Raw genomic sequence first — 25,246 nt, forward strand, 5'->3', positions numbered from 1 at the left:
ACATGTTCCTCAGGGATAGATGATTAATAAGTCAGGTCGCATTATACGTATGCGACCTGTCGATAGCGACGCAAACTCAGCGCGTTTTTCGCCATCCGGCAAGCCAGACAACCACCCCGGCGGCCATCAGCCAGGCGGGCATCATCTGCCACTCCGGGCGGTTGATCAGCAGCAGCGTGCCGCTCAGCAGCAGCGTTGCGCCAATCCCAAAGAGATAGCGTGACTGGCCCTGGCGAACACGGCTGGACTGAAGTTCGCGAGCGATTTTATCCATGCTGTGCTGAAGGTTCTTGCTCTGACGCAAACTGTCATAAACCAGTTCAGGAATTTCAGGCATTTTTTCTATCCAGAACGGGCCTTTCTCTTTCAGCGAGCGCACCAGCGCCGGAATGCCAACCTGATCCTTAATCCAGGATTCCAGGAAGGGTTTCGCGGTCTTCCACAAGTCTAACTGAGGATAGAGCTGTCGGCCTACACCCTCAACGTAAAGTAGTGTTTTCTGAAGTAAAACTAGCTGTGGCTGAACTTCCATATTAAAGCGGCGAGCCGTGTTGAACAGGTTCAACAGCACATGTCCGAAGGAGATTTCCGCCAGCGGTTTTTCAAAAATCGGTTCGCAAACGGTCCGGATCGCAAACTCGAACTCTTCGACGTTGGTGTCCGGCGGCACCCAGCCGGAATCGACGTGCAGCTCGGCCACCTTACGGTAGTCGCGGTTGAAGAACGCGATGAAGTTCTCGGCCAGATACCGTTTATCTTCTTTATTCAGCGACCCCACAATCCCGCAGTCGATACCGATATACTTCGGATCCTCAGGGTGCTCGTAGCTCACGAAGATATTGCCCGGGTGCATGTCCGCATGGAAAAAGCTGTCGCGGAACACCTGGGTGAAGAAGACCTGCACGCCACGCTCGGCCAACAGCTTCATGTTCGTTCCCTGCTTCTCCAGGGCCACCACATCCGAAACCGGAATACCGTAGATACGCTCCATCACCATCATGTTCTGGCTGCAGTAGTCAGAATAGACTTCAGGGACATAAAGCATCGGGCTGTTTTCAAAGTTGCGACGCAGCTGAATAGCGTTTGCCGATTCGCGCAGCAGGTTTAGCTCATCAATCAGTGTTTTTTCATATTCCCGCACCACTTCCATCGGGCGCAGTCGGCGGCCATCAGGTAATAAACGCGGAACCCAACGGGCCAGACGGTAAATCAGCTTCATGTCGGCTTTGATGATCGGCAGAATATCCGGGCGGATCACCTTAATCACCACCTCTTTGCCGTTTTCTTTCAGACGCGCAGTGTGCACCTGAGCAATAGAAGCCGACGCCAGCGGTTCTATTTCGAAATCGTCAAACCAGGTTTCAACGGGAAGATTACCCATCGCCTCTTCGATCTGTTTCTTCGCCCTCACCCCGTCAAACGGGGCAACACGGTCCTGCAGCATCGCCAGTTCATCGGCAATGTGCGGCGGAAAGAGATCGCGGCGGGTCGACAGCATCTGCCCGAACTTAATCCATACCGGGCCAAGCTCCTGCAGCGCCAGGCGAAGGCGTTCGCCCAGCGGCTGACCTTTATGGCGGTTAGGCATCCAGAACAGCATCCGCCGCCAGATACGAAGCGGCAGCGTGATACGCATTTTAGGGATCAGCTCGTCGAGCCCGTAGCTCAAAAAGGTACGAATAATGAAGTAGAGGCGCCGAATTTCACCAGGCGTCATTTGCCCTCCAGTTTTTCCAGCCGTTTGGTTAACGCATCAACCGCACGTTCAACAGCCGCGGTTTCTTCCGCAAACCATGCCACTTCCAGCGGTCCGGGGGCCATTCGCCACTCTTCAGTCAGTACTTCCGCCGCATAGCGTTGCTGACGTAGCAGGCTTTTACGCGCAAAGGACGCGCCACCATGAAGAACCTTCCCGATGCCTTCCGCGGCAATGTCACCGATAAACGGCGCGAGCAGCTCTGCCGGATCAAACTCCGCCAGATCGGTAAGCGCAACGAAGTTCTGCACGACCTGAATGTCGCCTTCCACTTCCAGCTCACCGCTGCGGATAAGTGCCGTTAATTGCTGGCGATCGCGCAGTTTTGGCAGCACGCTCATGTGCGTGATGACCGAGCAGTCGGCGTCACCTTCCCACGCCCCCAGAACGTCAAGCTGGCGTTCGCTGAAGACCAGCACAAGCGGCGTCGAGAACTCTTTTAAAACAATGCGTAATACCTTCCCGTTTAGCCGCTGACGCGCAGCTTTCAGCGCTGGCGCACGATAGAGAAAGGCATTCAGTACGTTTTCGATACCTGCGGAGACTAAGGGTTTAAAGGGCACGGGACACCTCCACTCAGAACTTGTAACCGCGATGCAGCGCGACGACACCCGCCGTCAGGTTGAAATATTCAACGTTCTCGAATTCAGCATCCTGCATCATGGCTTTTAAGGTGTCTTGATCCGGGTGCATACGGATAGATTCCGCCAGATAGCGATAGCTTTCCGCGTCGTTAGCCACCAGCTCACCGATGCGCGGCAGCACGTGGAAGGAATAGGCGTCGTAAGCTTTGCTCAGCGGCTCGATAATCGGTTTGGAGAATTCGAGCACCAGCAGGCGTCCACCCGGCTTCAGCACGCGATACATGGAGCGCAGCGCTTTTTCTTTATCGGTCACGTTACGCAGACCGAAGGAGATCGTGATGCAGTCAAAGGTATTATCCGGAAATGGCAGCGCTTCAGCGTTGGCCTGCACATATTCCACGTTCCCCACCACGCCGATGTTACGCAGCTTTTCGCGGCCCATTTTGAGCATGGAGTCATTAATATCGGCGAGGACAACGCGCCCGGTTTCGCCCACCAGACGAGAGAATTTCGCGGTTAAATCGCCCGTACCACCGGCTAAATCCAGCACCGTTTGTCCACGACGCACGCCGCTACAGTCGATAGTGAAGCGCTTCCACAAGCGATGAATGCCGAACGACATCAGGTCATTCATCACATCGTACTTCGCCGCCACGGAATGAAATACGTGGGCCACCATGTCAGCTTTCTGCGCTTTGGCGACAGTCTGAAAGCCAAAGTGCGTTGTGTCTTGTGAATCGTCAACCATCTCAGAGCCTGCTTATCAGTAAAATGTTCGTGAAGTGTAACAGATTGGGCGCAATTGCCCTACGTTTCAACCACCGCGAAAGAAACGCGCCGGAGTCTCGTCTGGTGATAAATCCACCGCTAACGTGTTGTCTTCACTGTTTGTCTTTTGTTCGTCCGCCCCTTCACGCAGGCGAAACTCGTCGTCCTGGGCGGTAGCCTGCTCAACTAATTCCGGATTAATCTCGCGTTTCACCTCAACCCCCAGGCTGCGGAATGATTCGGCCTGCGCCAGAAGATTGCCACGTCCTGAGGCGAGTTTTTTCATCGCCTGACGGTAGTTATCCTGCGCGCGGTCCAGGCTCTGCCCGACTGAGGACATGTCGTCCACGAAGAGGCGCATTTTGTCGTACAGCTTGCTGGCGCGGTCGGCAATCTGCTGCGCGTTGCGGCTCTGGTGCTCGTAGCGCCACAGGTTCGCAATGGTGCGTAAGGCCACCAGCAGCGTAGTGGGGCTGACCAGCATAATATTATTTTTGAGCGCTTCGGTGATGAGTTCAGGCTGCCTGTCGAGTGCCAGCAGAAACGCGGGCTCTACTGGAATAAACATCAGGACATAGTCCAGCGAGCGCAGCCCCGGTAGCTGCTGATAGTCTTTCCTGCCGAGCAGGCGAATATGATTACGCACCGAGGCAATGTGCTCCTGCAGCGCCGATTCTCGGGTGTAGTCATCCTCCGCATTGAAGTAACGCTCATACGCCACCAGCGTCATTTTGGCGTCAATCACCACATCTTTGCCCTGCGGCAGCCGCACAATCACATCCGGCTGCATTCGCGAGCGGGCATCGTTTTCGATACTCACCTGCGTTTCGTATTCATACCCTTCCCGCAGGCCAGAGGCTTCCAGGACGCGGGTCAGCACCACTTCTCCCCAGTTGCCCTGGGTTTTGTTATCCCCTTTAAGCGCGCGGGTGAGGTTGACCGCCTCCTGCGCCATCTGGGCATTCAGCTGCTGGAGATTGCGGATTTCATGCGCCAGGGTGTGCCGCTCTCGGGCTTCCTGACCAAAGCTGTCCTGTACCTGGCGGCGGAAGCCGTCCAGCTGTTCACGCAGGGGCGTCAGCAGGCTGTTCAGGCTCTGGCGGTTCTGCTCGTCAACGCGGCGGTTGCTGTGCTCAAAAATACGGTTCGCGAGGTTTTCAAACTGTTCGCTGAGGCGCTGCTCGCTGTTGATCATCTGGCGGATTTTATCTTCCGCATGCAGTTGAGTGGATTCCAGCCGGGTGGTCACTTCGCGGAGATCGGCCTCCAGTGAGGTGTTGATATCTCTCAGGTTGCGTAGCTCGTTGTTGAGTAACTCGCACTCCTCTCGCCAGTGATCACTCAGCGCAAGCTGCTGCTTTGCCGCGCTTAATTCGGCGACGATCTCTTCGCGTTCAGCCAGCTGATCGGCCTTCTGCTGTGCATGCTGATAGCTGGAAATGAGCCAGCCTATCGCCACGCCCGCCAGCGCAATCACCGCATAAATCAGGACTGAGATATCCACAATGCCCCCTGCATCAACGTATTACCCGCACAAAATAAGATTGTGCTGTATAAACGTCCAGTTTGAAAGGGTTTTCCTGCGAGGCGCTACGCAAAAAATAAAGGCCGAACGTGTCGGCCTTTGATTTCGAAAGGAGAGGATTAGATCAGGCGACGCGCGGCTTCAACCACGATTTTCACTGCATGACTTTCGGTCTGCTTCATGGTTTCAGCGTTCGGGATCTCCTGCTGAGTACGGTTGACGATAACGCCCGCCACCATACCGGCACGCAGGCCCTGGCTTGCGCACATGGTCAGCAGCGTGGCGGATTCCATTTCGTAGTTCATCACGCCCATGGACTGCCACTCTTCCATAGAGCCTTTGAAGCGGCTTACCACGCGGCCAGAGAAGGTGTCGTAACGCTCCTGACCGGGATAGAAGGTATCGGACGAAGCGGTTACGCCCACGTGAGTGGTCGCGCCCACGGATTTCGCGGCTTCAACCAGCGCGGTGGTACATTCAAAGTCTGCTACTGCCGGGAATTCCATCGGCGCAAAGTGCAGGCTTGCGCCATCCAGACGCACGGACGCGGTCGTGACCAGCACGTCGCCCACGTTGATGTGCGGCTGAATGGCACCGGTCGTACCGATACGCAGGAAAGTACGAATGCCCAGCTGTGCCAGCTCTTCAACAGCAATAGACGTAGACGGGCCACCGATACCGGTAGAACACACGATCACGGCTTTACCATCCAGCTCTGCGCGCCAGGTGGTGAATTCACGATGGGCTGCCAGCTTAACCGGCTTATCCATCAGCGCGGCGATCTTTTCCACACGCTCCGGATCGCCAGGGACGATAGCGAGCGTAGCCCCTTGTAAATCGTTTTTAGTGAGGCCGAGATGAAAAACATCAGACTTAGACATAGGTGACTCCTCTGTGGGTCGGTTAGTCAGAAGAAGTAAAACGGTACTTTACAGAAGCGGAAAGCATAATTTCGTGACACATCTCACCATGAATGAAAATGATTGCATTGAATTTCCATAAAAAGGTGATTTACATCACATTAACAAGTTATATCGTCAGGTGCTGCACAAAAGATAGACCGTTTAAGGCACTGTGAGTTGTTAACCTGGTGACTATATTTACCTTTGCGCTAACTCATTGGTACGGAGAATGCCATGACTGAAAAAACCGGTTTTGCACCTGCTGCGGCGCCGCATGCCTCAACCATCGTCTCAACGTCTGAAGAGGCCATCACGGCGGGTGAGACCTCTATTCCCTCGCAGGGAGAGAATATGCCTGCTTACCACGCCCGACCAAAATCGGCAGACGGTCCGCTGCCCATCGTAATCGTGGTCCAGGAAATTTTCGGCGTTCACGAACATATTCGCGACCTCTGCCGCCGGCTGGCGCTGGAAGGCTATCTGGCCGTTGCGCCAGAGCTCTACTTCCGCCAGGGCGATCCGAACGACTACAGCGATATTCCCACCTTGCTTAGCAACCTGGTCAGCAAAGTCCCGGACGCGCAGGTGCTGGCCGATCTCGACCACGTCGCCAGCTGGGCGGCGCGCAACGGGGGCGATCCCCATCGTCTGCTGGTCACCGGTTTCTGCTGGGGCGGACGCATCAGCTGGCTGTATGCCGCGCATAACCCGCAGCTTAAAGCCGCTGTGGCCTGGTACGGTAAACTGGTAGGTGAAAAAACGCTCAATTCACCGAAACATCCCGTGGATATTGCCACGGAGCTGAATGCCCCCGTATTAGGGCTGTATGGCGGTCAGGACACCGGTATTTCGCTGGATTCGGTAGAGACCATGCGCCATGCGCTCCGTGCGGCCAATGCGAAGGCGGAGATCGTGGTGTATCCGGATGCCGGGCACGCGTTTAACGCGGATTATCGTCCGAGCTATCACGCGGAATCAGCCAAAGACGGCTGGCAGAGAATGCTGGCGTGGTTCAGCCAGTACGGCGGTAAAAAAGCGTAAAAAAAAGCCCGGTGGCGTCTACGCCTTACCGGGCCTACGCATCATCAAGCCTGACGCAAGTTTTGCGCCGCCTTCACCATGTTCGCCAGCGCGGCACGCGTCTCCGGCCAGCCGCGAGTTTTCAGGCCGCAGTCCGGGTTCACCCACAGACGCTCTGCCGGAATGCGCTGGGCCGCTTTTTTCAGCAGCGACTCAATCCACTCCACGCTCGGCACGTTCGGAGAGTGGATGTCGTACACCCCCGGACCGATTTCGTTCGGGTAGTCGAACTCTTCAAACGACTCCAGCAGCTCCATGTCTGAACGCGAGGTCTCGATGGTGATCACGTCAGCGTCCAGCGCGGCAATCGAATCCATGATGTCGTTGAATTCGCAGTAACACATGTGGGTGTGGATCTGGGTGTCGTCCTTCGCCACCGCGGCGTTGATGCGGAATGCCTCCACGCCCCACTGCAGGTAGGCATCCCAGTCGCTACGACGCAGCGGCAGACCTTCGCGCAGCGCCGGTTCGTCAATCTGGATGATGCCTATGCCTGCAGCTTCCAGATCCGCCACTTCATCACGCAGTGCCAGCGCGATTTGCTTCGCGATGGTCTCGCGGGTTACGTCCTCACGCGGGAAGGACCAGCAAAGAATGGTCACCGGACCGGTGAGCATGCCTTTTACCGGCTTGTCGGTCAGGGACTGGGCGTACTTCGCCCACTCAACCGTGATCGGCTCCGGACGGCTGACGTCACCGATGACCACCGGCGGCTTGACGCAGCGGGAGCCATAGCTTTGCACCCAGCCGTTCTGGGTAAAGACGAACCCGTCCAGGTGTTCACCGAAGTATTCCACCATGTCGTTACGCTCGGCCTCGCCGTGCACCAGCACGTCCAGCCCCAGCCGCTCCTGCTCGATAATCGCCTGCTTGATGTGTTCGGCAATCCCGGTGCGGTAGTGATTCGCATCCAGATTCCCCTTTTTGAAGTCCAGACGCAGGCCGCGGATTTCGGTGGTCTGCGGGAAGGAACCGATAGTGGTGGTTGGCCACGCGGGCAGGTTGAAGCGGGTGCGCTGGGCTTCGGCACGGACTTCATACGGGCTCTGGCGCTGGCTGTCCCGGGCGGTGATGGCCGCCAGGCGTTTTTCTACCGCCGGGTTGTGCACGCGAGCCGAGTGGCGGCGCGCCTGGATTGGCGCACTCCATTCGCGAATCGCCGCCGTGTCGCCGCTGTTCAGCGCATCGCGCAGCAGCGCCAGCTCTTCACATTTTTGCAGGGCGAAGGCAAACCAGCTTTTTACTTCAGGGTCGAGACGGGTTTCCACGCTGAGATCGATTGGGCTGTGCAGCAGCGAGCAAGAGGATGCCACCCACAGTTCACGTTTACCGAAGATGTCCTTGATCTGCGCGTATTTCTCGGTCAGATCGGCACGCCAGACGTTGCGACCGTTAACCAGCCCGGCGGAGAGCAGCCAGTCAGCTGGCAGGCGCTTGTGCAGCTCCGCGACATCGTCTTTACCGTGAACGAGGTCAACGTGCAGGCCCTGAACCGGCAGCGCGGTAATGGTCTTCAGGTTTGGCGTCACGCCTTCGAAATAGGTAGTGAGCAACAGCTTCACCTGCCCGTTGAGTGCATCGTAAGCCGGTTTGAAAGCATCAAGCCACTCCTGCGGCAGCTCAAGCACCAGCGCGGGCTCGTCGATTTGCACCCACTGAATGCCGCGTTTGCCCAGCTCAATCAGCACCTGTTTGTAGACCGGCAGAATGTCCTTCAGCAGGCTCAGACGATCGAACTGCTCGCCTTTGACTTTCCCCAACCACAGATAGGTCAGTGGCCCCAACAGTACGGGTTTCACCTGGTGGCCCAGCGCCAGCGCTTCGTCCACTTCATCCAGAAGCTGCGTCCAGGTCAGCCTGAACTGCTGACCTTTTACGAACTCCGGCACCATATAGTGATAGTTAGTGTTAAACCACTTGGTCATTTCCGCCGCTGCCGCTGGCTCACCCGTTGGCGCACGGCCACGGCCGATACGGAACAGGGTATCGATATCTACCGATCCATCGTTGTTCTGATGACGAGCCGGCACGTTGCCAAGCAGCAGGCTGGTCGTCAGAACATGGTCGTACCAGGCGAAATCGCCCACCGGCAGCAGGTCAATCCCCGCCTGCTTCTGCTGCTCCCAGTGACGGGCGCGCAGCTCGCGCCCCACCGCCAGCAGTTCTTCACGGGTGGCGTTCCCCGCCCAGTAGCTTTCTTGCGCTTTTTTCAGCTCGCGACGCAGGCCAACGCGAGGGAAACCGAGAGTGTGATTACGGATTGTCATGGTATGCCCCTTGTGAAATTCGTTATTTAGACGTCCAGATGTTTACACTTCTATAATTGGCAGGTACTGTATATTCCTCAAGCGCAAAATGTTCATGGCGAAGTGAAGGACTTTCATGATCGAGATAAAACACCTGAAAACGCTGCAAGCGTTGCGGAACTGCGGATCGCTCGCGGCAGCGGCGGCCACGCTGCACCAGACCCAGTCCGCCCTTTCTCACCAGTTCAGCGATCTGGAACAACGCCTCGGCTTCCGTCTTTTTGTGCGTAAGAGCCAGCCGCTGCGCTTTACGCCGCAGGGCGAAATTTTGCTTCAGCTGGCGAATCAGGTTCTGCCGCAGATCGCCAGCGCGCTGCAGGCGTGTAACGAACCGCAGCAGACCACGCTGCGTATCGCCATTGAGTGCCACAGCTGTATTCAGTGGCTGACCCCCGCGCTTGAGAACTTCCGCCAGAAGTGGCCGCAGGTGGAGATGGACTTTAAATCCGGCGTGACGTTCGACCCGCAGCCCTCGCTGCAGCAGGGCGAGCTGGATCTGGTGATGACGTCCGATATTCTGCCGCGCAGCGGCCTGCACTATTCGCCGATGTTTGATTATGAGGTGCGCCTGGTGCTGGCACCGGACCATCCGCTGGCGACCAAAACGCGCATCACGCCGGAAGACCTGGCAACGGAAACGCTGCTGATTTACCCGGTGCAGCGCAGTCGTCTGGATATCTGGCGTCACTTCCTGCAGCCCGCAGGCATTAGCCCGCAGCTGAAAAGCGTGGATAACACCTTGCTGTTGATTCAGATGGTGGCGGCCAGCATGGGTATCGCGGCGCTGCCGCACTGGGTGGTGGAGAGTTTTGAACGCCAGGGCCTGGTGGTCACCAAAACCCTGGGTGAAGGACTGTGGAGCCGGCTGTACGCCGCCGTGCGCGATGGCGAGCAGCGTCAGCCGATTACGGAGGCGTTTATTCGCTCAGCGCGGAACCACGCGTGCGACCATCTTCCGTTTGTGCGGAGCGCGGAGCGACCCAGCGTCGATGGACCCACAGCGAAGCCAGGATCACCGCTCCCCCAATAAGGAAGCTCGGCCAGTGCGGCTGTTGCTGCCAGATGGCAAGGTTGACCAGCAGCCCTGCAGGAACATGTACGTTGTTCATGATCCCGAGCGTACCGGCGTCGACCTGCGTCGCGCCGTAGTTCCACATGAAGTACCCCAACCCGGAAGCCACGACGCCCAGCCAGACCAGAACACCCCACTGTACGGTGGTGGTCGGCAGCTTTTGCGGGTTACCCAGCATAAACCACGCCGCCACCGCGACGATCGCGGCCCCCATGTAGAACCACGCAAACGCGTTATGCTGCGGCATCGGACGGGTTTCCATCAGGCGTTTGTAGCCCACCATGCCGATGGCGAAGCTGATGTTGGCGAGCTGGACGAACATCAGCCCGGTCCAGAAGTGATCGCTCACTTTGTCGTAGCGAATAATTGCCGCGCCAATCACCGCCAGCGCCGCGCTCAGCAGATATCCCCAACGCAGGCGGCGCTTGCTAAGCAAATCGTAGATCAGCGTGATATAGAGCGGTGTTAGCACGGTGAACAGCAGGAATTCCGAGACGGACAGGTAGACGTAAGCCCGGAAGCTGAACAGGTACATGATGCCGAGCTGCATCGCCCCCACCAGCATATACAGCACAATCGTTTTCAGCGACTGCCCGCGCGTGCGCAGAAACGGCAGGAACACCAGCGCCGCCAGCCCCACGCGCATCAGCACCGAGAAGTAGCTGTCGACCGAACCGGCAAGGTATTCGCCAATCAGGCTAAAGGAGAAGGCCCACAGGATAGTGGTGATAATGAGTAGCGCCACAATGCTTGTCTCTCAGAAAGAAGGACAGGCATTGTAGCGAACTCTTTAGTTGACAACTGAGCAATAAACAACCAAATGAAGATTATTCAAGGAACAGCTTGCGCAGGTATTTCGGTACCGCGTTGTCAGCGTTAGAACCAATCACCTCCAGCTCCGGGTGCAGATCTTTCAGACGCTGATGCGCGTTCTGCATGATGCAGCCCTTACCCGCCATCGACAGCATTTCAGCATCGTTCATGCCGTCACCAAAGGCGATACAGTCTTTCAGCTCGAAGCCCAGACGTTTCGCGACCGCTTCCAGCGCGTGCCCTTTGGAGACGCCTCCCGCCATCACTTCCAGACAGGTCAGGGTTGAGAAGCTGACGTTGACGCGATCGCCCCAGCGGGCGTTGATCGCCTGTTCCAGCGGGAGCAGCTCTTCGTGGCTGTCGCAGGTGAAGAACACCTTGCTGATCCCTTCCGGCTCCAGCAGGCCTGGCTCGTACAGGGAGTAGTTGAATACGGCTTCCTTGAAGAAACGCATCTCATCCGGGCGGTGGCGGTTCATGAACCAGTCGTCGTCGCGGTAAACGTTCGTAACGATAGCCGGGTTGTTGTGCACCACGCCGAACAGATCGGCGGCAATATCGCGATCCAGGTTGTGGGTAAAGATCAGGTTGCCGTCGGTATCATGCACACGCGCACCGTTGGAGGTGATCATGTACGATTTGATCTCAAGATTATCGCGGATCTGCCCCACGTCGACGTGGTGGCGGCCAGTGGCAAATACGAAGTTCACGCCACGGGCGGTCAGAAGCTTCAGGGTCTCTTTCGCGTAAGGCGACAGGGTGTGGTCAGGGGAAAGCAGCGTGCCATCTAAATCAGATGCAACAACCTGGTACATAGGGATTTCAACCTCTGGTGGAAAACAAAAATCAATTATGCCTGTTGAAAAATTCAACAATGGCGTTGAGCGCGACTGAGCGCATAGCGTCCTTTTCAAAAAGGATCTCATGGTACGCGCCGTTAATGACCAACGGTTTTCCCCCTTCACAAGGGTGACCGGCGGCGGCGCGCAGTTCACAATAGCGGTCATGCATGCGGTTATCCACCACACGCTCTTCTTCCGCCTGAATCAGGAGTGTTGGCGTGTCGTCGTTGTCGACACCAGCCAGCACCTGCTCACCGGCAAGGATACCTTCCCGTACCCAGTGATATGTCGGGCCACCCACGCGCAGGCGGGGCTCATCGGCATAAAAACGCAGGTTACGACGATAGCGCTGGCGACTGTGCGTCAGCACGTTCATCGCAAACGGCAGCGCCCGCCAGCGTCCCGTCCCGATGGCATAGCCTTCCCGAATGCGCTGATGGCCCTCAGCCCAGTCGAGAATATGGCGTACCATCCAGTCAGGAAAGCGCATGACGATGCCATACATCGGCGCGGTGAGCGCAATGGCGTCGCACTGGTGAGCGTGGCGCTGTAAAAACAGCGTTGAAATCGCACCGCCCATTGAGTGCGCCAGAATATAGCGCTTCCGCCAGGGGCCTGGCTCGACCTCCTGCTGCCAGAACGCGGCGAGATCGTCGACGTAATCACTGAAGTTATCCACATGGCCGCGATGCGTGTCCGATAACAGGCGGCCGGAAAGCCCCTGCCCGCGATGGTCGATAATCAACACATCGAAGCCAAGATGGAACAGGTCATAGGCCAGTTCGGCGTATTTGACGTAGCTCTCGATACGCCCGGGGCAGACCACAATGACCCGGTCATTTTTTTTATCGCGAAAACGCACAAAGCGTACCGGAATATCACCGACACCCGTAAACTCATCTTCCTCACGCTGGCGCCAGAAATCGGTCAGCGGCCCCATGGAGAAAGCAGCAAATGCGTTTTCTCGTGTTTCCCAGTCCTTTTTCTGCTGAAACATTGGGTTTCTACTCACCTAAGCCAAGGAATATCGTTTTTTCGTAACCGGTCACAAAATGACTCAACAATAGCGTATTGTGGCATAAAAACAGACAATTCGGGAGTTTCAAATGACCTTCGAGTGGTGGTTCGCTTACCTGCTGACATCCATCATCCTTAGCCTTTCACCGGGCTCGGGCGCCATTAACACCATGACCACCTCCATCAACCACGGCTATCGCGGCGCGGCGGCGTCCATTGCCGGTTTGCAGACCGGGCTGGGCATTCATATCGTGCTGGTCGGGATTGGTCTGGGCACCCTGTTCTCCCGCTCCGTACTGGCCTTTGAAGTGCTGAAATGGGCCGGGGCGGCCTATCTGATTTGGCTCGGCATCCAGCAGTGGCGCGCGGCAGGCTCCATTAACCTGAATACGCTCGCGCAGACGCAAAACCGCGGTCATCTGTTTAAGCGTGCAGTTTTCGTTAACCTGACCAACCCGAAGAGCATCGTTTTCCTCGCCGCGCTGTTCCCGCAGTTTATCGTGCCGCATCAGCCGCAGGTGATGCAGTACGTAGTGCTGGGCGCGACCACCATTATCGTCGATATTATCGTCATGATTGGTTACGCGACGCTGGCGCAGCGGATTGCGGCGTGGATTAAAGGGCCTAAGCAGATGAAGGCCCTGAATAAAGTCTTTGGTTCGCTGTTTATGCTGGTTGGCGCGCTGCTTGCGTCAGCGCGTCATGCTTAGCGAGAAATGATGAGATGAATGCCGAAGCCGGCGAACAGCGCGCCGGCGAAGCCGTCGATCCACTTCGCAATACGCTGGTAGCCGCGGCGCATCGCCGGTAAGGCGAACAGACTGGCCACGATGGTAAACCAGGCAAAGGTTTCAACGACGATCAGCAGGAAGATGCCCCAGCGTGCGCCCGCACCGACGCTATCACCCACAAACAGCGAGAACACGGAGCCGAAATAGATAATCGCTTTCGGGTTCGCCAGGTTGGTCAGCAGCCCTTTTACAAAGCTGCGGCCGCCCGTTGCCAGCTCGACCTTTGGCTCTTCCGGTTTTTTCTCTTCTTTTTTCAGCGCCCCGCGCAGCATCTGGTAGCCCATCCAGCACAGGTACAGCCCGCCGCCGACCATAATGATGTTATGCAGCCAGGCCATCTTCGCCAGGATCAGGTTCAGACCGAGCAGCGCGACCGCCGCCCAGACCATAACGCCCATGGTGATACCGAGCACACTCATCATCGCCTCCTTGCGGGAGCGGCTGACGGCCGTTTGCGACACGAAGAAAAAGTCAGGTCCCGGGCTCATCAGCGCAACAATGTGCACTAACGCCACGGTGAGAAATAGCATTAACATAATTAGCTCGCGGGGAAATAATTCAGTGAGTCATCATCCTGGCACTTTTTCGCCCGGCTGAATACTCCTCATCATCACCATCAACGTGGGAACGGATGAGCGCCATAAACTCTTTACCGAAGCGCTCCAGCTTGCGCGTACCGACGCCGTTGACGCTGAGCATTTCGCTGGCGCTGAGCGGCATCTGCTCAGCCATCTCAATGAGCGTGGCGTCGTTGAACACCACGTAAGGCGGGATGTTCTCTTCATCGGCGATGGCTTTACGCAGCTTGCGCAGTTTGGCGAACAGCTTGCGGTCGTAGTTGCCGCCGTAGGATTTCTGCATCACGCGCGGCTTGAGGGCGACCACGCGCGGCACGGCGAGCTTCAGTTCAACGTCACCGCGCAGCACCGGACGCGCCGCTTCGGTCAGCTGTAGCGCGGAATGCTGAGCAATGTTCTGCGTGGCAAAGCCGAGGTGAATCAGCTGGCGAATAATGCTGACCCAGTGCTCGTGGCTCTGGTCCTTGCCAATACCGTAGACAGGCAGCTTGTCGTGGCCCATATCGCGAATACGCTGGTTGTTGGCACCGCGCAGCACTTCCACCACGTAGCCCATCCCGAAGCGCTGGTTCACGCGGTAAATGGTCGAGAGCGCCTTACGCGCGTCCATCAGGCCATCGTACTGTTTTGGGGGATCCAGGCAGATATCGCAGTTACCGCACGGCTCCTGCCGCCCTTCACCAAAGTAGTTAAGCAGCACCAGACGACGGCAGGTTTGCGCTTCGGCAAACGCGCCCATCGCGTTGAGCTTGTGGCGCTCGATATCCTGCAGCTGGCCCTGCGGCTTCTCTTCCAGACAGCGGCGCAGCCACGCCATATCGGCCGGATCGTAAAACAGCATCGCTTCTGCAGGCAGACCGTCACGCCCGGCGCGACCGGTTTCCTGATAGTAGGATTCGATATTGCGCGGAATGTCGAAGTGCACCACAAAGCGCACGTTGGGCTTGTTGATCCCCATCCCGAACGCCACCGTCGCGACGACGATTTGCAGGTCGTCGCGCTGGAATTTTTCCTGCACGTCGGCGCGGATGTGGTTCTCTAACCCGGCATGGTATGCCGCCGCGCTAAAGCCACGGTTTTGCAGACGCGCAGCGGTGTCTTCCACCTTTGCGCGGCTGTTGCAGTAGATGATGCCGGACTTGCCGCGCTGCTCCTGGACGTAGCGCAGGAGCTGATCCAGCGGCTTGAATTTTTCCATCAGCATGTAGCGGATATTCGGGCGGTCGAAGCTGCTGACCTGAATATACGGGTCGTTCAACCCCAGCAGGCGAACGATATCCAGGCGCGTGGTGTCATCCGCCGTGGCGGTAAGCGCCATAAACGGCAGCTCGGGGAAGCGCTGACGCAGCTGGCCGAGGGCGGCGTATTCCGGGCGGAAATCGTGTCCCCACTGGGAGATACAGTGCGCTTCATCCACCGCCAGCAGAACAGGATTCCAGTGCGCGAGATGGTCGAGGAAGTTATCCAGCATCAGGCGTTCCGGCGCGATATACAGCAGGCGGATCTGCCCGGTGCGGCACCCGGCCATCACCTCTTGCTGCTGCTCCCGGGTTTGCGTCGAGTTCAGACAGGCCGCCGCGACGCCGTTGGCGAGCAGCTGGTCAACCTGGTCTTTCATTAGCGAAATGAGCGGGGATACCACGACCGTCAGGCCGTTAAGCACCAGCGCGGGCACCTGATAACAGAGGGACTTACCGCCGCCGGTCGGCATCACCACCAGGCAGTCACGGCCTTGCAGCACCGTTTCAATGATGGTTTCCTGGCCAGGGCGGAACTGCTGGTAGCCAAAGGTTTCATGCAAAACCTGTTTAGCCAGCGACTCCTGATTCAATACTTCCGCCTGCGCCACATTAACCCCATATGCGAAAAATAAAACAGGCGCTATTTTCAGCGCCTGAGAGAGAAACTTCAACGTTTAACGCAAAAACATTCGAGCAACCTAGAGAATATCGTTCAGCATCACGCCCACGCCGACGCGGGTCTGGTTGAAGTTGTAATCGATAAGCGACTCGCCGTAACCGCTGTAGACCTGCGTATAGATGCGAACGTGCTTCGTCATAGGATAGCTTAAGCCCACTTCCGCGCCGCCGTAACCGGTATTCCAGTTATACTGCCCCTTCGCGCTCAGTACGGCATCGCCCAACTGATAGCCGACTTTGAGCTGGTAGTAGCCCATGTATTTGGTGATGTCCGGGTTGTCATCAGTGCTGCCGACCACATACCACGGCTTCACTTCCACCATCCAGTTACCGTTCTGCGCCATCAGACGCGTATAGGCGCGGTTCCAGCTACGGGATGTCGGATCGGAACGTCCGTTAGAATCATGGTTAAAGCCCACTTCGACGTCACGCAGCGTCCAGCCGGCGAATTCATAATCCGTTGCGAAGCCGAGGAACAGCTGCGGCTCGTAGTTGGTTTCGCGGAACGGCGAGGATTCCCCGCTGTTAGAGAGCTGCCACCAGGACTTCTGCGTGTAAGACGCACCGAGCACCGAGTTCGGCCCCAGAATGCCGCGCCAGAACGGGAACGCGAGGCTGAGCTGGAACTTCACCTCATCTTTACGCGCATTATCAGACCAGTTATAGGAGCTTATCGCCTCTTTGTTGAGGTCGCTGGTCTGGGTGTAAATCACGTAGTTGGTGTCGTACGGATAGAGCGTGAACGGATTGTCATGCTCCTGAAGAAGGTTCGCGATAATACTACCGTGCACGGCAGGCTTATCATGCACCTCTTTAATTGTCGCTTCCTGCGCATAGGCTGTGAGGGGCAGCGAAATCGCCGCCAGTAACCAGGCCAGATACGTCCGCATCGGTGGTGTTCTCCTGCAAAAGAGTAAAATTACCTGAATAGTTATGTGGCGAACATTCTACAGACTTCTGCGACAACTGCTGCATCCTCGTTTCTGAAAGTAGCATTCCTTGTTGCTGAGGCATAAAATCAACATTTCGTTAACAATAAGGATGTGATGCCTCATGTCAGCCATGCTTACCGCCGAAGAAGTGTTAAAACTCGTGGGCGAGATATTTGTTTACCATATGCCGTTTAACCGCGCGCTGGGACTGGAGCTGGAGCGTTACGAGAAAGACTTTGCCCAGCTGAGTTTCAATAACCAGCCGATGATGGTCGGGAACTGGGCGCAAAGTATTTTACACGGCGGCGTGATTGCCTCCGCGCTGGACGTGGCGGCAGGACTGGTCTGCGTGGGCAGTACGCTGACGCGCCATGACACCATCAACGAAGACGAACTTCGCCAGCGTCTGGCGCGCATGGGCACCATTGATTTGCGCGTCGACTATCTTCGCCCGGGGCGCGGAAACCGCTTCACCTGTACCAGCAGCCTGCTGCGCGCCGGGAATAAAGTTGCCGTGGCGCGCGTGGAATTACACAACGAAGAACAGGTTTATATCGCCAGCGCAACCGCCACTTATATGGTGGGTTGAGGCGGCAAAATCGGGTAAAATTGATTCACTTTTTTGTAACGGATTTTCCCGATGGATGCTAAACAGACGCGGCAGGGCGTTTTACTCGCCCTTGCCGCTTATTTTATTTGGGGTATCGCCCCGGCGTACTTCAAGCTAATCGCCTACGTTCCGGCTGACGAGATCCTCACTCACCGCGTCATCTGGTCGTTTTTCTTTATGATTGCGCTGATGAGCCTCAGCCGCCAGTGGTCGGGCGTCAAAACGCTGCTGCAGACCCCGAAGAAGATCTTCCTGCTGGCGCTCTCTGCCGTGCTGATTGGCGGTAACTGGCTGCTGTTTATCTGGGCAGTGAATAACCATCACATGCTCGAAGCGAGCCTGGGGTACTTTATTAACCCGCTGGTGAACATCGTGCTGGGGATGATTTTCCTCGGTGAGCGCTTCCGCCGGATGCAGTGGGTGGCGGTGATTCTGGCCTTCTGCGGCGTGCTGGTGCAGCTGTGGACGTTCGGCTCGCTGCCGATTATCGCCCTCGGTCTGGCGTTCAGCTTTGCCTTCTACGGCCTGGTGCGTAAGAAGATTGCGGTGGAAGCGCAGACGGGGATGCTGTTTGAAACCCTGTGGCTGCTGCCGGTGGCGGCGATTTATCTCTTCGGCATCGCCGACAGCCCAACCAGCCACATGGGCAGCAATCCGTGGTCGCTGAACCTGATGCTGATGGCGGCGGGCGTAGTAACCACCATTCCACTGTTGTGCTTCACCGGTGCAGCGACGCGCCTGCGTCTCTCCACGCTGGGCTTCTTCCAGTACATTGGCCCGACGCTGATGTTCCTGCTGGCAGTGGTGTTTTACGGCGAAGTGCCGGGTGCGGATAAGATGGTGACGTTCGCCTTTATCTGGGTGGCATTGGCGATCTTTGTTGCGGATGCGATTTATACCCAGCGCAGGGGGCGCAAAGGGCTATAGTGCCTTTTTGCCGGATGGCGGCTGCGCCTTATCCGGCCTACAAGATCTGTAGGCCCGGTAAGCGTAGCGCCACCGGGCGGATTCTCAAAGCCAGTTACGACGCTTAAAGTACAGATACGGTGCCAGCCCGGCGAGGATCATAAAGATAATCGCCCCCGGGTAGCCAAAGCTCCACTTCAGCTCAGGCATAAACTCAAAGTTCATCCCGTAGCTGGACGCCACCAGCGTCGGCGGCAGGAACACCACGGACACCACCGAGAAGATCTTAATGATGCGGTTCTGCTCGATGTTGATAAAGCCCATCGCCGCCTGCATCAGGAAGTTGACCTTCTGGAACAGGGATTCGTTGTGCGGCAGCAGGGATTCGATATCGCGCAGGATCTCACGCGCCTGCTCCAGCTGACCGCCCGGCAGACGCGCCTTGCGCACCAGGAAGTTCAGCGCGCGCTGGGTATCCATCAGACACAAACGCACCTTCCAGCCGATATCTTCCAGCTCCGCCAGCGTTGAGAGCGCTTCGTCATACTCATCGCCCTGATGGCCTTCCATGATCACGCGGCTCAGCTTTTCCAGATCGCTGTAGATGTTTTCAATTTCATCCGCCAGCTGTTCAATTTTGGTCTCGAACAGATCGAGCAGCAGCTCATAGGCGTTGCCGTCCACCATCGCCTGGCTGCGGGCGCGCATGCGGTAGAGGCGGAATGCCGGTAGCTCACGCTCGCGCAGGGTAAACAGGCGGCCGTCGCGAATGGTAAATGCCACAGTGGAGTTGCCCGCGTGGTCTTCGGCATCTTCGAAGAAGAAGAAGGAGTGAATGTGCAGGCCGTCTTCGTCTTCAAAAAAACGGGCGGATGCTTCGATGTCTTCCAGTTCCGGGCGCGTTGCCAGGCTTTGCCCCAGCTCAGATTGTACGCGAAGGCGCTCATCGTCGTCCGGCTCGACCAGATCCACCCATACGGCATCAATGAGGGGCTGTGACTCTTCGGCTTCAAGCCGAGTCAGTCGGTTATTTTCGAGTTGAAATGCGCTCAACATGACCGGGACTCCCAATGCAAAAAATATCGGACAGTTCGGTGGGCACACAGAAACAAATTGGGTTTCAGACCATTAAACAGCCTGACTCAGCGCGACGGGAATAATGCAGTCGCTGACAACCACTAAGGCCATCAGCAAGAGGAGATAGCCTTAGGAGTTGTTCCTGGATGACAGGGAATTGAGCCAGTATCTACTGGGTGTGTCCAAGGCGAATGTCCTCTTAGCGTAATCGTGCGCGCATGTTACGCCAGCTATAACTGTGGCGTCAACACGCAACGAAACGCTGAAGGGCATTAATTGACCTTCAACGTATAAGGCTAGCAGATTATTACAAAATAATGATATTTTTCTGAACGTTAGACTGTTTCCAGCTTCGCGTAGGCGGCCACCAGCCATTTGATCCCCTGCCCCTGGAACGCCACCTGCAGGCGGCTGTGCTCGCCGCTGCCTTCCAGATTCACAATGGTGCCTTCGCCAAACTTAGAATGGCGCACGCGCTGGCCCAGCTTGTAGCCGGTGTCGGTTTCCGCTATCGGCGAGCCCATGCGCTGATGGCTGACCGGACGGCTGATGCTCGCCCGCAGACGTACCTCTTCGACACACTCTTCCGGCAGTTCACCGATAAAGCGCGACGGACGGTGATAGACCTCTTTGCCATACAAACGGCGGGTTTCAGCGTAGGTCAGCGTCAGCTTTTGCATCGCTCGCGTCACGCCCACGTAGGCCAGACGGCGTTCCTCTTCCAGACGTCCGCCTTCATCCAGCGACATCTGGCTCGGGAACATCCCCTCTTCCATGCCAACGATAAACACCTGCGGGAACTCCAGACCTTTGGCGGAGTGCAGCGTCATGAGCTGAACCGCATCCTGCCAGGTGTCCGCCTGCCCTTCGCCCGCTTCCAGCGCGGCGTGGGAGAGGAACGCCTGCAGCGGCATCAGGTCTTCGTCTTCTTCGTTGTAGCTGAACTGGCGCGTTGCCGTGACCAGTTCCTCTAAGTTCTCAATACGGGTCTGGCCCTTCTCGCCTTTTTCCTGCTCGTACATGGTGCGCAGGCCGGAGTCTTTAATCACCCGGTCGGTCTGCACGTGCAGCGGCATGTCGGCGGTTTCCTGCGCCAGGGCATCAATCAGCTCAAGGAAGCGCTGCAGGGCGCTGGCCGCGCGTCCGGCAAGGGCCTTTTCCTGCAGCAGCTCGCGGCACGCCTGCCACAGCGTCAGCTGACGGTCGCGCGAGGCCTGACGCACCACGTCCAGCGTACGGTCGCCAATCCCGCGGGTCGGCGTGTTAACCACGCGTTCAAACGCCGCGTCGTCGTTACGGTTGGCAATCAGACGCAGATACGAGAGCGCATCTTTGATTTCCTGACGTTCGAAGAAGCGCATACCGCCGTAAATGCGGTACGGCATCCCCACCTGCAGCAGCGCCTCTTCCAGCACGCGCGACTGGGCGTTGCTGCGATAGAGAATGGCGCACTGCTCCAGCGCGCCGCCGTTGTCCTGCCAGGTTTTGATGCGGTTGACCACGAAGCGCGCTTCGTCGAGCTCGTTGAAGGCGCAGTAAATCGAAATCGGTTCGCCGTCGACGCCGTCGGTCCACAGCTTTTTACCCAGACGCCCGTTGTTGTTCTCAATCAGGGCGTTGGCCGCGCTCAGAATGTTGCTGGTTGAGCGGTAGTTCTGCTCCAGACGGATGGTTTGCGCGCCGGGGAAATCGTTGAGGAAGCGCTGAATGTTCTCCACCTGCGCCCCGCGCCAGCCGTAGATCGACTGGTCGTCATCGCCCACGATCATCACCTTGCCGGTATCGCCGGCCAGCAGGCGGATCCATGCGTACTGGATGTTGTTGGTATCCTGGAATTCGTCCACCAGAATGTTGGTGAAGCGTTCGCGGTAGTGCTGCAGGATGTGCGGCTTGTTGAGCCACAGCTCGTGAGCGCGCAGCAGCAGCTCGGCGAAATCCACCAGACCGGCGCGATCGCACGCTTCCTGATAGGCCTTGTAGACGTTCTGCCAGGTCTGCTCGACCGGGTTGCCGAAGCTCTGAATGTGGTGCGGGCGCAGCCCCTCGTCTTTCTGACCGTTGATGTACCACATCGCCTGACGCGGCGGCCACTGCTTCTCGTCGAGGTTCATCGCCTTGATCAGGCGCTTCAGCAAACGGAGCTGATCTTCGCTGTCGAGGATCTGGAAATCCTGCGGCAGGTTGGCGTCCATGTGGTGCGCCCGCAGCAGACGGTGCGCCAGACCGTGGAAGGTACCGACCCACATCCCGCCCTGGCTGGTGCCCATCAGCTGGGCGATGCGGTGGCGCATCTCCGCCGCCGCCTTGTTGGTGAACGTGACCGCCATGATGGAGTACGGCGAGCAGTTTTCCACGCTCTGCAGCCAGGCGATACGGTGAACCAGCACGCGCGTCTTACCACTGCCCGCTCCAGCCAGCACCAGCAGGTTGGTGCGCGAGGCGGCAACCGCGTCACGCTGTTTGTCATTAAGGCTGTCGAGCAGGTAAGAAACGTCCATTGGCACCGTCACATAGTATTCAGGAACAGAGCAAAACGCCCGGTGGCGCTTCGCTTACCGGGCCTACAACAGCAAAACCCTGGTAATTTATACAATATTACTGGTGATTATATCAGCGTCGTGAGGGATGCCAACCGCGAAATTTCCACGTGCGGCAGAAGACGGCTATCGGAGGCGATCATCAGGTCAGCGTTTTCCGGCTTGATCCAGCAGGCCTGCATGCCGCAGCGGATGGCGCCCGCCACGTCTGTGGTCAGGTCATCCCCCACGTGCAGGATCTCACCCAGCGGCAGGTTAAGCTTATCCGCCGCCAGATGGTACATGTCGCTGAACGGCTTCGCGCGCCCGTGAGGACCCGCACGCAGCACGAATTCAAAGTAATCGCTGAGGCCGAACAGCTCCGGCTGGGCATTGCCGTTGGTGATGGCCACCAGCGGCCACTTTTCGGCAAGCGTCGCCAGCGTGTCGTGGGTTTCCTGCGGCACGTCGATAAGGCTGCGCCATTTAGCGAAGTTTTCCATGGCCGCTTCCGCCCCAATCGCGGCATCCTGCGCACTCAGGCCTACATTCAGCATCGCCTGCTCAACCGCGCGACGACGCCATTCGGTCACGTCGTGGTAAATGTCCGGCTCGGTCTCCCGCAGGGACTGACGCAGCTTCTGGAAGTCCTTGTTCTGCATCGTCTTCAGCGCGGGATGGTAGTTCTGCACAAACGCCAGCGACTCCTGCTCGGTACGCAGGATCACCTCGCGGTTGTCATAAAGAGTGTCATCAAGGTCAAACGTCAGGGCTGAGATCTGACCGAGTGGGCGGTAAAAACGCATTATTTCCCCCGTTTGGCGCGTGGATGCGCCGCGTCATACACCGAGGCAAGGTGTTGGAAGTCTAAGTGGGTATAAATTTGTGTGGTCGACAGGTTCGCGTGGCCAAGCAGTTCCTGCACGCCGCGCAGATCGCCGCTTGACTCAAGCATGTGTGTTGCAAAGGAGTGGCGCAGCTTGTGCGGATGCACGTGGCTGTTTAGCCCCTGCTTAATGCCCCACTCCGCAAAGCGCTTCTGCACGTTACGCGCCGAGATCCGCTTGCCGAGTTTCGACAGGAACAGCGCATCTTCGTCGGTGCCAAACAGCCCGCGCAGGTCAAGCCAGTGCTCAATCCAGGAGACCGCATTGCGGCCAATCGGCAGACGGCGCTCTTTGCTGCCCTTCCCCATTACCCACACTTCGCCCGATTCCAGATCGAGATGCTTCAGGTCGAGGTTGACGAGTTCAGACAGACGCAGCCCGGCACCGTACATTACTTCCAGCATCGCGCGGTCGCGCACGGCCAGCGGATCGTTCAGATCGATATCCAGCAGGCGGTTTACGTCGTCAACGTCAATATTTTTAGGCAGATGGCGCGGCGCCTTCGGCGTGGCGATCCCTTTTGCCGGGTTGGCTTTTAAGCCCCCCTGGCTGACCAGCCAGTCGAAGAAGCTGCGCAGCGCTGAGAGCCTGAGCGCCAGGCTCGCCGGGCTGAGGTTTTTTTTGCGGCTACGCACAACAAACCCGCGTACCGTCGCAGCATCACATTGTTGCCAGCTTTTCAGGCCGATCTCGTCGGCGATCTGCATGATGGCATCAAGCTGACGCTGATAGTTAAGCAGCGTAATGGGGCTAAGCTGGCGTTCCACGCCGAGATAGCGTAGAAAGCGCGAGACGTCAGTGGCGAGCAGTCCGTCCGTCATACGCGCTCAATCCAGCGCTCCAGCAGCTCAGGCAGCATCAGGGCGATCTCCTGCAGCAGGTGCGTGGCTTGCCCCTGCTCGTAGTGATGCGCGTCGCGGCTGGTAAATAAGATGACGCCCAGATCGCCATCGCGCCCCATCAGCGACATCGCCACCGAGCCAATCGCTTTGGCCTCCGGTAACACCACCAGCAGCTCAGGTCCGTTAAGCGGCCCCAGATAGTGGTGCTCATGGCCCAGACGCTGAATGCGCAGCGGTTCAAACGCCTGACGGCTCAGTGCCAGATGGGTAAATCCCGACGGTGCGCCGATGCGCCAGCGGTCAGGGAAAAGACGAATCGTTGCACCCGCCAGCCCCAGCTCGCGGGCCCAGCGGTGGAAGCGGCTGAGGAACTCGTCAAGACTGTGCGCCGACGCCAGACGCGCCTGCAGATGCAGCAGACGATAGAACAGGCTTTCATTGGTGCTGGCCTGCTCCATCAGCAGCGTCATGTTCTCTTCAAGCTGGCTGATGTGGTTGCGCGCGCGCGCCATGTGCCATTCCACCAGCGACACGGTTCCGCGAACCGGATGCGGCACGCGCATCTCTTCGACGACGCGTGCATTGCGAATAAAAAACTCAGGATTGCGCAGCAGATAATCAACAACAGCTCTGTCGTCCAGTTCCGTCACTGTTTCCTGCAGTTCTTCCCCTGGTTGTTTCATAGATGGATAAACCCGTCATAGACATGTGCCGCCGGGCCCGTCATATACAGTGGATGACCCGGTCCTTTCCAGGCGATATCAAGCCGACCGCCCGGTAATTCCACGCGAACCTCTTCAGCCAGTAACCCCTGGGAGATGCCCACGGCCACTGCCGCACAGGCTCCGCTTCCGCAGGCCTGCGTCTCGCCCGCACCGCGCTCGTAAACCCGCAGACGAATGTGCTCGCGCTTCACCACCTGCATAAAACCGATGTTCGCGCGCTCCGGGAAACGTTCGTGGCTTTCCAGCACCGGGCCGAGCGTTTCGACCGCCGCGGTTTCCACATCATCAACCTGGATCACGCAGTGTGGGTTACCCATAGAGACGACGCCGCACAATACTGTCTGCTCGGCCGCCCGCATAATATAGGTCTTTTCCGCTTTGTTTGCGCGAAACGGCACGACGGAAGGCTCGAAGTTAGGCTCGCCCATGTTCACGCGCACCAGCTCATCATCGGTGACGCTGAGCACCATGCGACCATTGGCTGTACTGACGCGAATATCACGCTTGTTAGTCAGCCCTTTCAGGCGGACAAAGCGGGCGAAACAGCGCGCGCCGTTGCCGCACTGGTTCACTTCGCTGCCGTCCGCGTTAAAAATACGGTAGTGGAAATCGAGGTCGGGATCGTACGGCGGCTCAACCACCAGCAGCTGATCGAACCCCACGCCCAGATGCCGATCCGCCAGACGACGGATCAGTTCCGGTGAGAAAAACACATTCTGCGTTACCGCGTCGACGACCATAAAATCGTTGCCAAGGCCATGCATTTTAGAGAACTGCATCATTTGCTCCATTGCGCGG

Annotated in this window: 24 protein-coding genes; 5 read left to right on the forward strand and 19 right to left on the reverse strand. The window is 57.6% G+C overall.

Annotation, left to right across the window (positions count from 1 at the left end):
• Positions 1-76 precede the first annotated feature (76 nt).
• The 5 genes from ubiB to udp all read right to left on the reverse strand — a co-directional run bounded on the left by ubiB (position 77) and on the right by udp (position 5,514).
• The gene (ubiB, locus tag L362_RS05595; RefSeq protein WP_008501523.1) at positions 77-1,717 is read right to left on the reverse strand and encodes a ubiquinone biosynthesis regulatory protein kinase UbiB; all 1,641 of its coding nucleotides are present in this window, start codon (positions 1,715-1,717) and stop codon (positions 77-79) included.
• Positions 1,714-2,319 carry a ubiquinone biosynthesis protein UbiJ gene (gene ubiJ, locus L362_RS05590; RefSeq protein ID WP_008501524.1) on the reverse strand — a complete coding sequence of 202 codons (606 nt, stop codon included), beginning with the start codon at positions 2,317-2,319 and terminating at the stop codon, positions 1,714-1,716. The genes ubiB and ubiJ overlap by 4 nt, the downstream gene beginning before the upstream one ends.
• A gap of 13 nt (positions 2,320-2,332) precedes the next feature.
• The gene (gene ubiE, locus L362_RS05585) at positions 2,333-3,088 is read right to left on the reverse strand and encodes a bifunctional demethylmenaquinone methyltransferase/2-methoxy-6-polyprenyl-1,4-benzoquinol methylase UbiE (RefSeq protein WP_008501525.1); all 756 of its coding nucleotides are present in this window, start codon (positions 3,086-3,088) and stop codon (positions 2,333-2,335) included.
• Between the two features lie 66 nt (positions 3,089-3,154).
• On the reverse strand, positions 3,155-4,612 hold the full coding sequence (gene rmuC / locus L362_RS05580; protein ID WP_021242858.1) for a DNA recombination protein RmuC: 1,458 nt from the start codon (positions 4,610-4,612) through the stop codon (positions 3,155-3,157).
• Between the two features lie 140 nt (positions 4,613-4,752).
• A complete protein-coding gene (gene udp, locus L362_RS05575) occupies positions 4,753-5,514 on the reverse strand; it encodes a uridine phosphorylase (protein WP_003860792.1) in 762 nt (253 codons plus the stop codon).
• A gap of 255 nt (positions 5,515-5,769) precedes the next feature.
• On the opposite strand from udp, the gene L362_RS05570 reads away from it, so the two are divergent.
• Complete coding sequence (locus tag L362_RS05570; RefSeq protein ID WP_021242857.1) at positions 5,770-6,576, forward strand: dienelactone hydrolase family protein; 807 nt, start codon at positions 5,770-5,772, stop codon at positions 6,574-6,576.
• Between the two features lie 44 nt (positions 6,577-6,620).
• Here the strand turns inward: L362_RS05570 and metE are convergent, their stop codons facing one another.
• Positions 6,621-8,882, reverse strand: a complete 2,262-nt coding sequence (gene metE / locus L362_RS05565) for a 5-methyltetrahydropteroyltriglutamate--homocysteine S-methyltransferase (RefSeq protein WP_023345081.1) — start codon at positions 8,880-8,882, stop codon at positions 6,621-6,623.
• Between the two features lie 115 nt (positions 8,883-8,997).
• On the opposite strand from metE, the gene metR reads away from it, so the two are divergent.
• Entirely contained in the window at positions 8,998-9,951 is a 954-nt protein-coding gene (gene metR / locus L362_RS05560) for an HTH-type transcriptional regulator MetR (protein WP_008501529.1), read from the forward strand.
• Here metR and L362_RS05555 read toward each other — a convergent pair.
• From L362_RS05555 to pldB, 3 genes are all read right to left on the reverse strand, one after another.
• On the reverse strand, positions 9,839-10,738 hold the full coding sequence (locus L362_RS05555) for a carboxylate/amino acid/amine transporter (RefSeq protein WP_008501530.1): 900 nt from the start codon (positions 10,736-10,738) through the stop codon (positions 9,839-9,841). The genes metR and L362_RS05555 overlap by 113 nt on opposite strands.
• Positions 10,739-10,820: 82 nt before the next feature.
• A complete protein-coding gene (yigL, locus tag L362_RS05550; RefSeq protein ID WP_021242854.1) occupies positions 10,821-11,621 on the reverse strand; it encodes a sugar/pyridoxal phosphate phosphatase YigL in 801 nt (266 codons plus the stop codon).
• A 31-nt stretch (positions 11,622-11,652) separates the two neighbouring features.
• Positions 11,653-12,645, reverse strand: a complete 993-nt coding sequence (gene pldB, locus L362_RS05545) for a lysophospholipase L2 (RefSeq protein ID WP_023345082.1) — start codon at positions 12,643-12,645, stop codon at positions 11,653-11,655.
• A gap of 109 nt (positions 12,646-12,754) precedes the next feature.
• On the opposite strand from pldB, the gene rhtB reads away from it, so the two are divergent.
• The gene (gene rhtB, locus L362_RS05540; RefSeq protein ID WP_008501533.1) at positions 12,755-13,375 is read left to right on the forward strand and encodes a homoserine/homoserine lactone efflux protein; all 621 of its coding nucleotides are present in this window, start codon (positions 12,755-12,757) and stop codon (positions 13,373-13,375) included.
• On the opposite strand, the gene rhtC is transcribed toward rhtB, so the two are convergent.
• The 3 genes from rhtC to pldA form a co-directional block, all read right to left on the reverse strand.
• Entirely contained in the window at positions 13,372-13,992 is a 621-nt protein-coding gene (gene rhtC / locus L362_RS05535) for a threonine export protein RhtC (protein ID WP_023345083.1), read from the reverse strand. The genes rhtB and rhtC overlap by 4 nt on opposite strands.
• Before the next feature lie 22 nt (positions 13,993-14,014).
• Entirely contained in the window at positions 14,015-15,883 is a 1,869-nt protein-coding gene (gene recQ / locus L362_RS05530) for an ATP-dependent DNA helicase RecQ (RefSeq protein WP_050583062.1), read from the reverse strand.
• A 90-nt stretch (positions 15,884-15,973) separates the two neighbouring features.
• Positions 15,974-16,843, reverse strand: coding sequence for a phospholipase A (gene pldA, locus L362_RS05525; RefSeq protein ID WP_008501537.1), 870 nt, complete (start codon positions 16,841-16,843; stop codon positions 15,974-15,976).
• A 163-nt stretch (positions 16,844-17,006) separates the two neighbouring features.
• Between pldA and yigI the strand changes: the two genes are divergently transcribed.
• Positions 17,007-17,474 (forward strand): acyl-CoA thioesterase YigI, encoded by a 468-nt coding sequence (yigI, locus tag L362_RS05520; RefSeq protein WP_008501538.1) that lies wholly within the window; start codon positions 17,007-17,009, stop codon positions 17,472-17,474.
• 51 nt (positions 17,475-17,525) lie between these two features.
• Positions 17,526-18,422, forward strand: a complete 897-nt coding sequence (rarD, locus tag L362_RS05515; protein ID WP_008501539.1) for an EamA family transporter RarD — start codon at positions 17,526-17,528, stop codon at positions 18,420-18,422.
• Positions 18,423-18,506: 84 nt separating this feature from the next.
• On the opposite strand, the gene corA is transcribed toward rarD, so the two are convergent.
• The 7 genes from corA to dapF all read right to left on the reverse strand — a co-directional run bounded on the left by corA (position 18,507) and on the right by dapF (position 25,227).
• Positions 18,507-19,457, reverse strand: a complete 951-nt coding sequence (gene corA / locus L362_RS05510; RefSeq protein WP_008501540.1) for a magnesium/cobalt transporter CorA — start codon at positions 19,455-19,457, stop codon at positions 18,507-18,509.
• Positions 19,458-19,607: 150 nt separating this feature from the next.
• Entirely contained in the window at positions 19,608-19,664 is a 57-nt protein-coding gene (ysgD, locus tag L362_RS24985; RefSeq protein ID WP_212743980.1) for a YsgD/CorL family protein, read from the reverse strand.
• A gap of 149 nt (positions 19,665-19,813) precedes the next feature.
• Positions 19,814-21,976 (reverse strand): DNA helicase II, encoded by a 2,163-nt coding sequence (gene uvrD, locus L362_RS05505; protein ID WP_008501541.1) that lies wholly within the window; start codon positions 21,974-21,976, stop codon positions 19,814-19,816.
• A 107-nt stretch (positions 21,977-22,083) separates the two neighbouring features.
• Complete coding sequence (gene yigB / locus L362_RS05500; RefSeq protein ID WP_023345085.1) at positions 22,084-22,800, reverse strand: 5-amino-6-(5-phospho-D-ribitylamino)uracil phosphatase YigB; 717 nt, start codon at positions 22,798-22,800, stop codon at positions 22,084-22,086.
• Positions 22,800-23,702: a tyrosine recombinase XerC gene (xerC, locus tag L362_RS05495; RefSeq protein WP_023345086.1), complete on the reverse strand. Its 903-nt coding sequence runs from the start codon at positions 23,700-23,702 to the stop codon at positions 22,800-22,802. Before xerC ends, yigB begins: the two co-directional genes overlap by 1 nt.
• Positions 23,699-24,406, reverse strand: a complete 708-nt coding sequence (locus L362_RS05490; protein ID WP_008501544.1) for a DUF484 domain-containing protein — start codon at positions 24,404-24,406, stop codon at positions 23,699-23,701. The genes xerC and L362_RS05490 overlap by 4 nt, the downstream gene beginning before the upstream one ends.
• Complete coding sequence (dapF, locus tag L362_RS05485; protein WP_008501545.1) at positions 24,403-25,227, reverse strand: diaminopimelate epimerase; 825 nt, start codon at positions 25,225-25,227, stop codon at positions 24,403-24,405. The genes L362_RS05490 and dapF overlap by 4 nt, the downstream gene beginning before the upstream one ends.
• Between the last annotated feature and the right edge of the window lie 19 nt (positions 25,228-25,246).

Origin of the sequence: Enterobacter sp. MGH 16 (assembly GCF_000493175.1) — a bacterium.
Taxonomy (GTDB): domain Bacteria; phylum Pseudomonadota; class Gammaproteobacteria; order Enterobacterales; family Enterobacteriaceae; genus Enterobacter; species Enterobacter roggenkampii.

Coding starts and splice junctions, on each gene's coding strand:
- ubiB (WP_008501523.1), bottom strand. CDS start 1,717: ATGACGCCTGGTGAAATTCGGCGCCTCTACTTCATTATTCGTACCTTT.
- ubiE (WP_008501525.1), bottom strand. CDS start 3,088: ATGGTTGACGATTCACAAGACACAACGCACTTTGGCTTTCAGACTGTC.
- udp (WP_003860792.1), bottom strand. CDS start 5,514: ATGTCTAAGTCTGATGTTTTTCATCTCGGCCTCACTAAAAACGATTTA.
- L362_RS05570 (WP_021242857.1), top strand. CDS start 5,770: ATGACTGAAAAAACCGGTTTTGCACCTGCTGCGGCGCCGCATGCCTCA.
- metE (WP_023345081.1), bottom strand. CDS start 8,882: ATGACAATCCGTAATCACACTCTCGGTTTCCCTCGCGTTGGCCTGCGT.
- metR (WP_008501529.1), top strand. CDS start 8,998: ATGATCGAGATAAAACACCTGAAAACGCTGCAAGCGTTGCGGAACTGC.
- yigL (WP_021242854.1), bottom strand. CDS start 11,621: ATGTACCAGGTTGTTGCATCTGATTTAGATGGCACGCTGCTTTCCCCT.
- pldB (WP_023345082.1), bottom strand. CDS start 12,645: ATGTTTCAGCAGAAAAAGGACTGGGAAACACGAGAAAACGCATTTGCT.
- rhtB (WP_008501533.1), top strand. CDS start 12,755: ATGACCTTCGAGTGGTGGTTCGCTTACCTGCTGACATCCATCATCCTT.
- rhtC (WP_023345083.1), bottom strand. CDS start 13,992: ATGTTAATGCTATTTCTCACCGTGGCGTTAGTGCACATTGTTGCGCTG.
- pldA (WP_008501537.1), bottom strand. CDS start 16,843: ATGCGGACGTATCTGGCCTGGTTACTGGCGGCGATTTCGCTGCCCCTC.
- yigI (WP_008501538.1), top strand. CDS start 17,007: ATGTCAGCCATGCTTACCGCCGAAGAAGTGTTAAAACTCGTGGGCGAG.
- rarD (WP_008501539.1), top strand. CDS start 17,526: ATGGATGCTAAACAGACGCGGCAGGGCGTTTTACTCGCCCTTGCCGCT.
- corA (WP_008501540.1), bottom strand. CDS start 19,457: ATGTTGAGCGCATTTCAACTCGAAAATAACCGACTGACTCGGCTTGAA.
- uvrD (WP_008501541.1), bottom strand. CDS start 21,976: ATGGACGTTTCTTACCTGCTCGACAGCCTTAATGACAAACAGCGTGAC.
- yigB (WP_023345085.1), bottom strand. CDS start 22,800: ATGCGTTTTTACCGCCCACTCGGTCAGATCTCAGCCCTGACGTTTGAC.
- xerC (WP_023345086.1), bottom strand. CDS start 23,702: ATGACGGACGGACTGCTCGCCACTGACGTCTCGCGCTTTCTACGCTAT.
- L362_RS05490 (WP_008501544.1), bottom strand. CDS start 24,406: ATGAAACAACCAGGGGAAGAACTGCAGGAAACAGTGACGGAACTGGAC.
- dapF (WP_008501545.1), bottom strand. CDS start 25,227: ATGCAGTTCTCTAAAATGCATGGCCTTGGCAACGATTTTATGGTCGTC.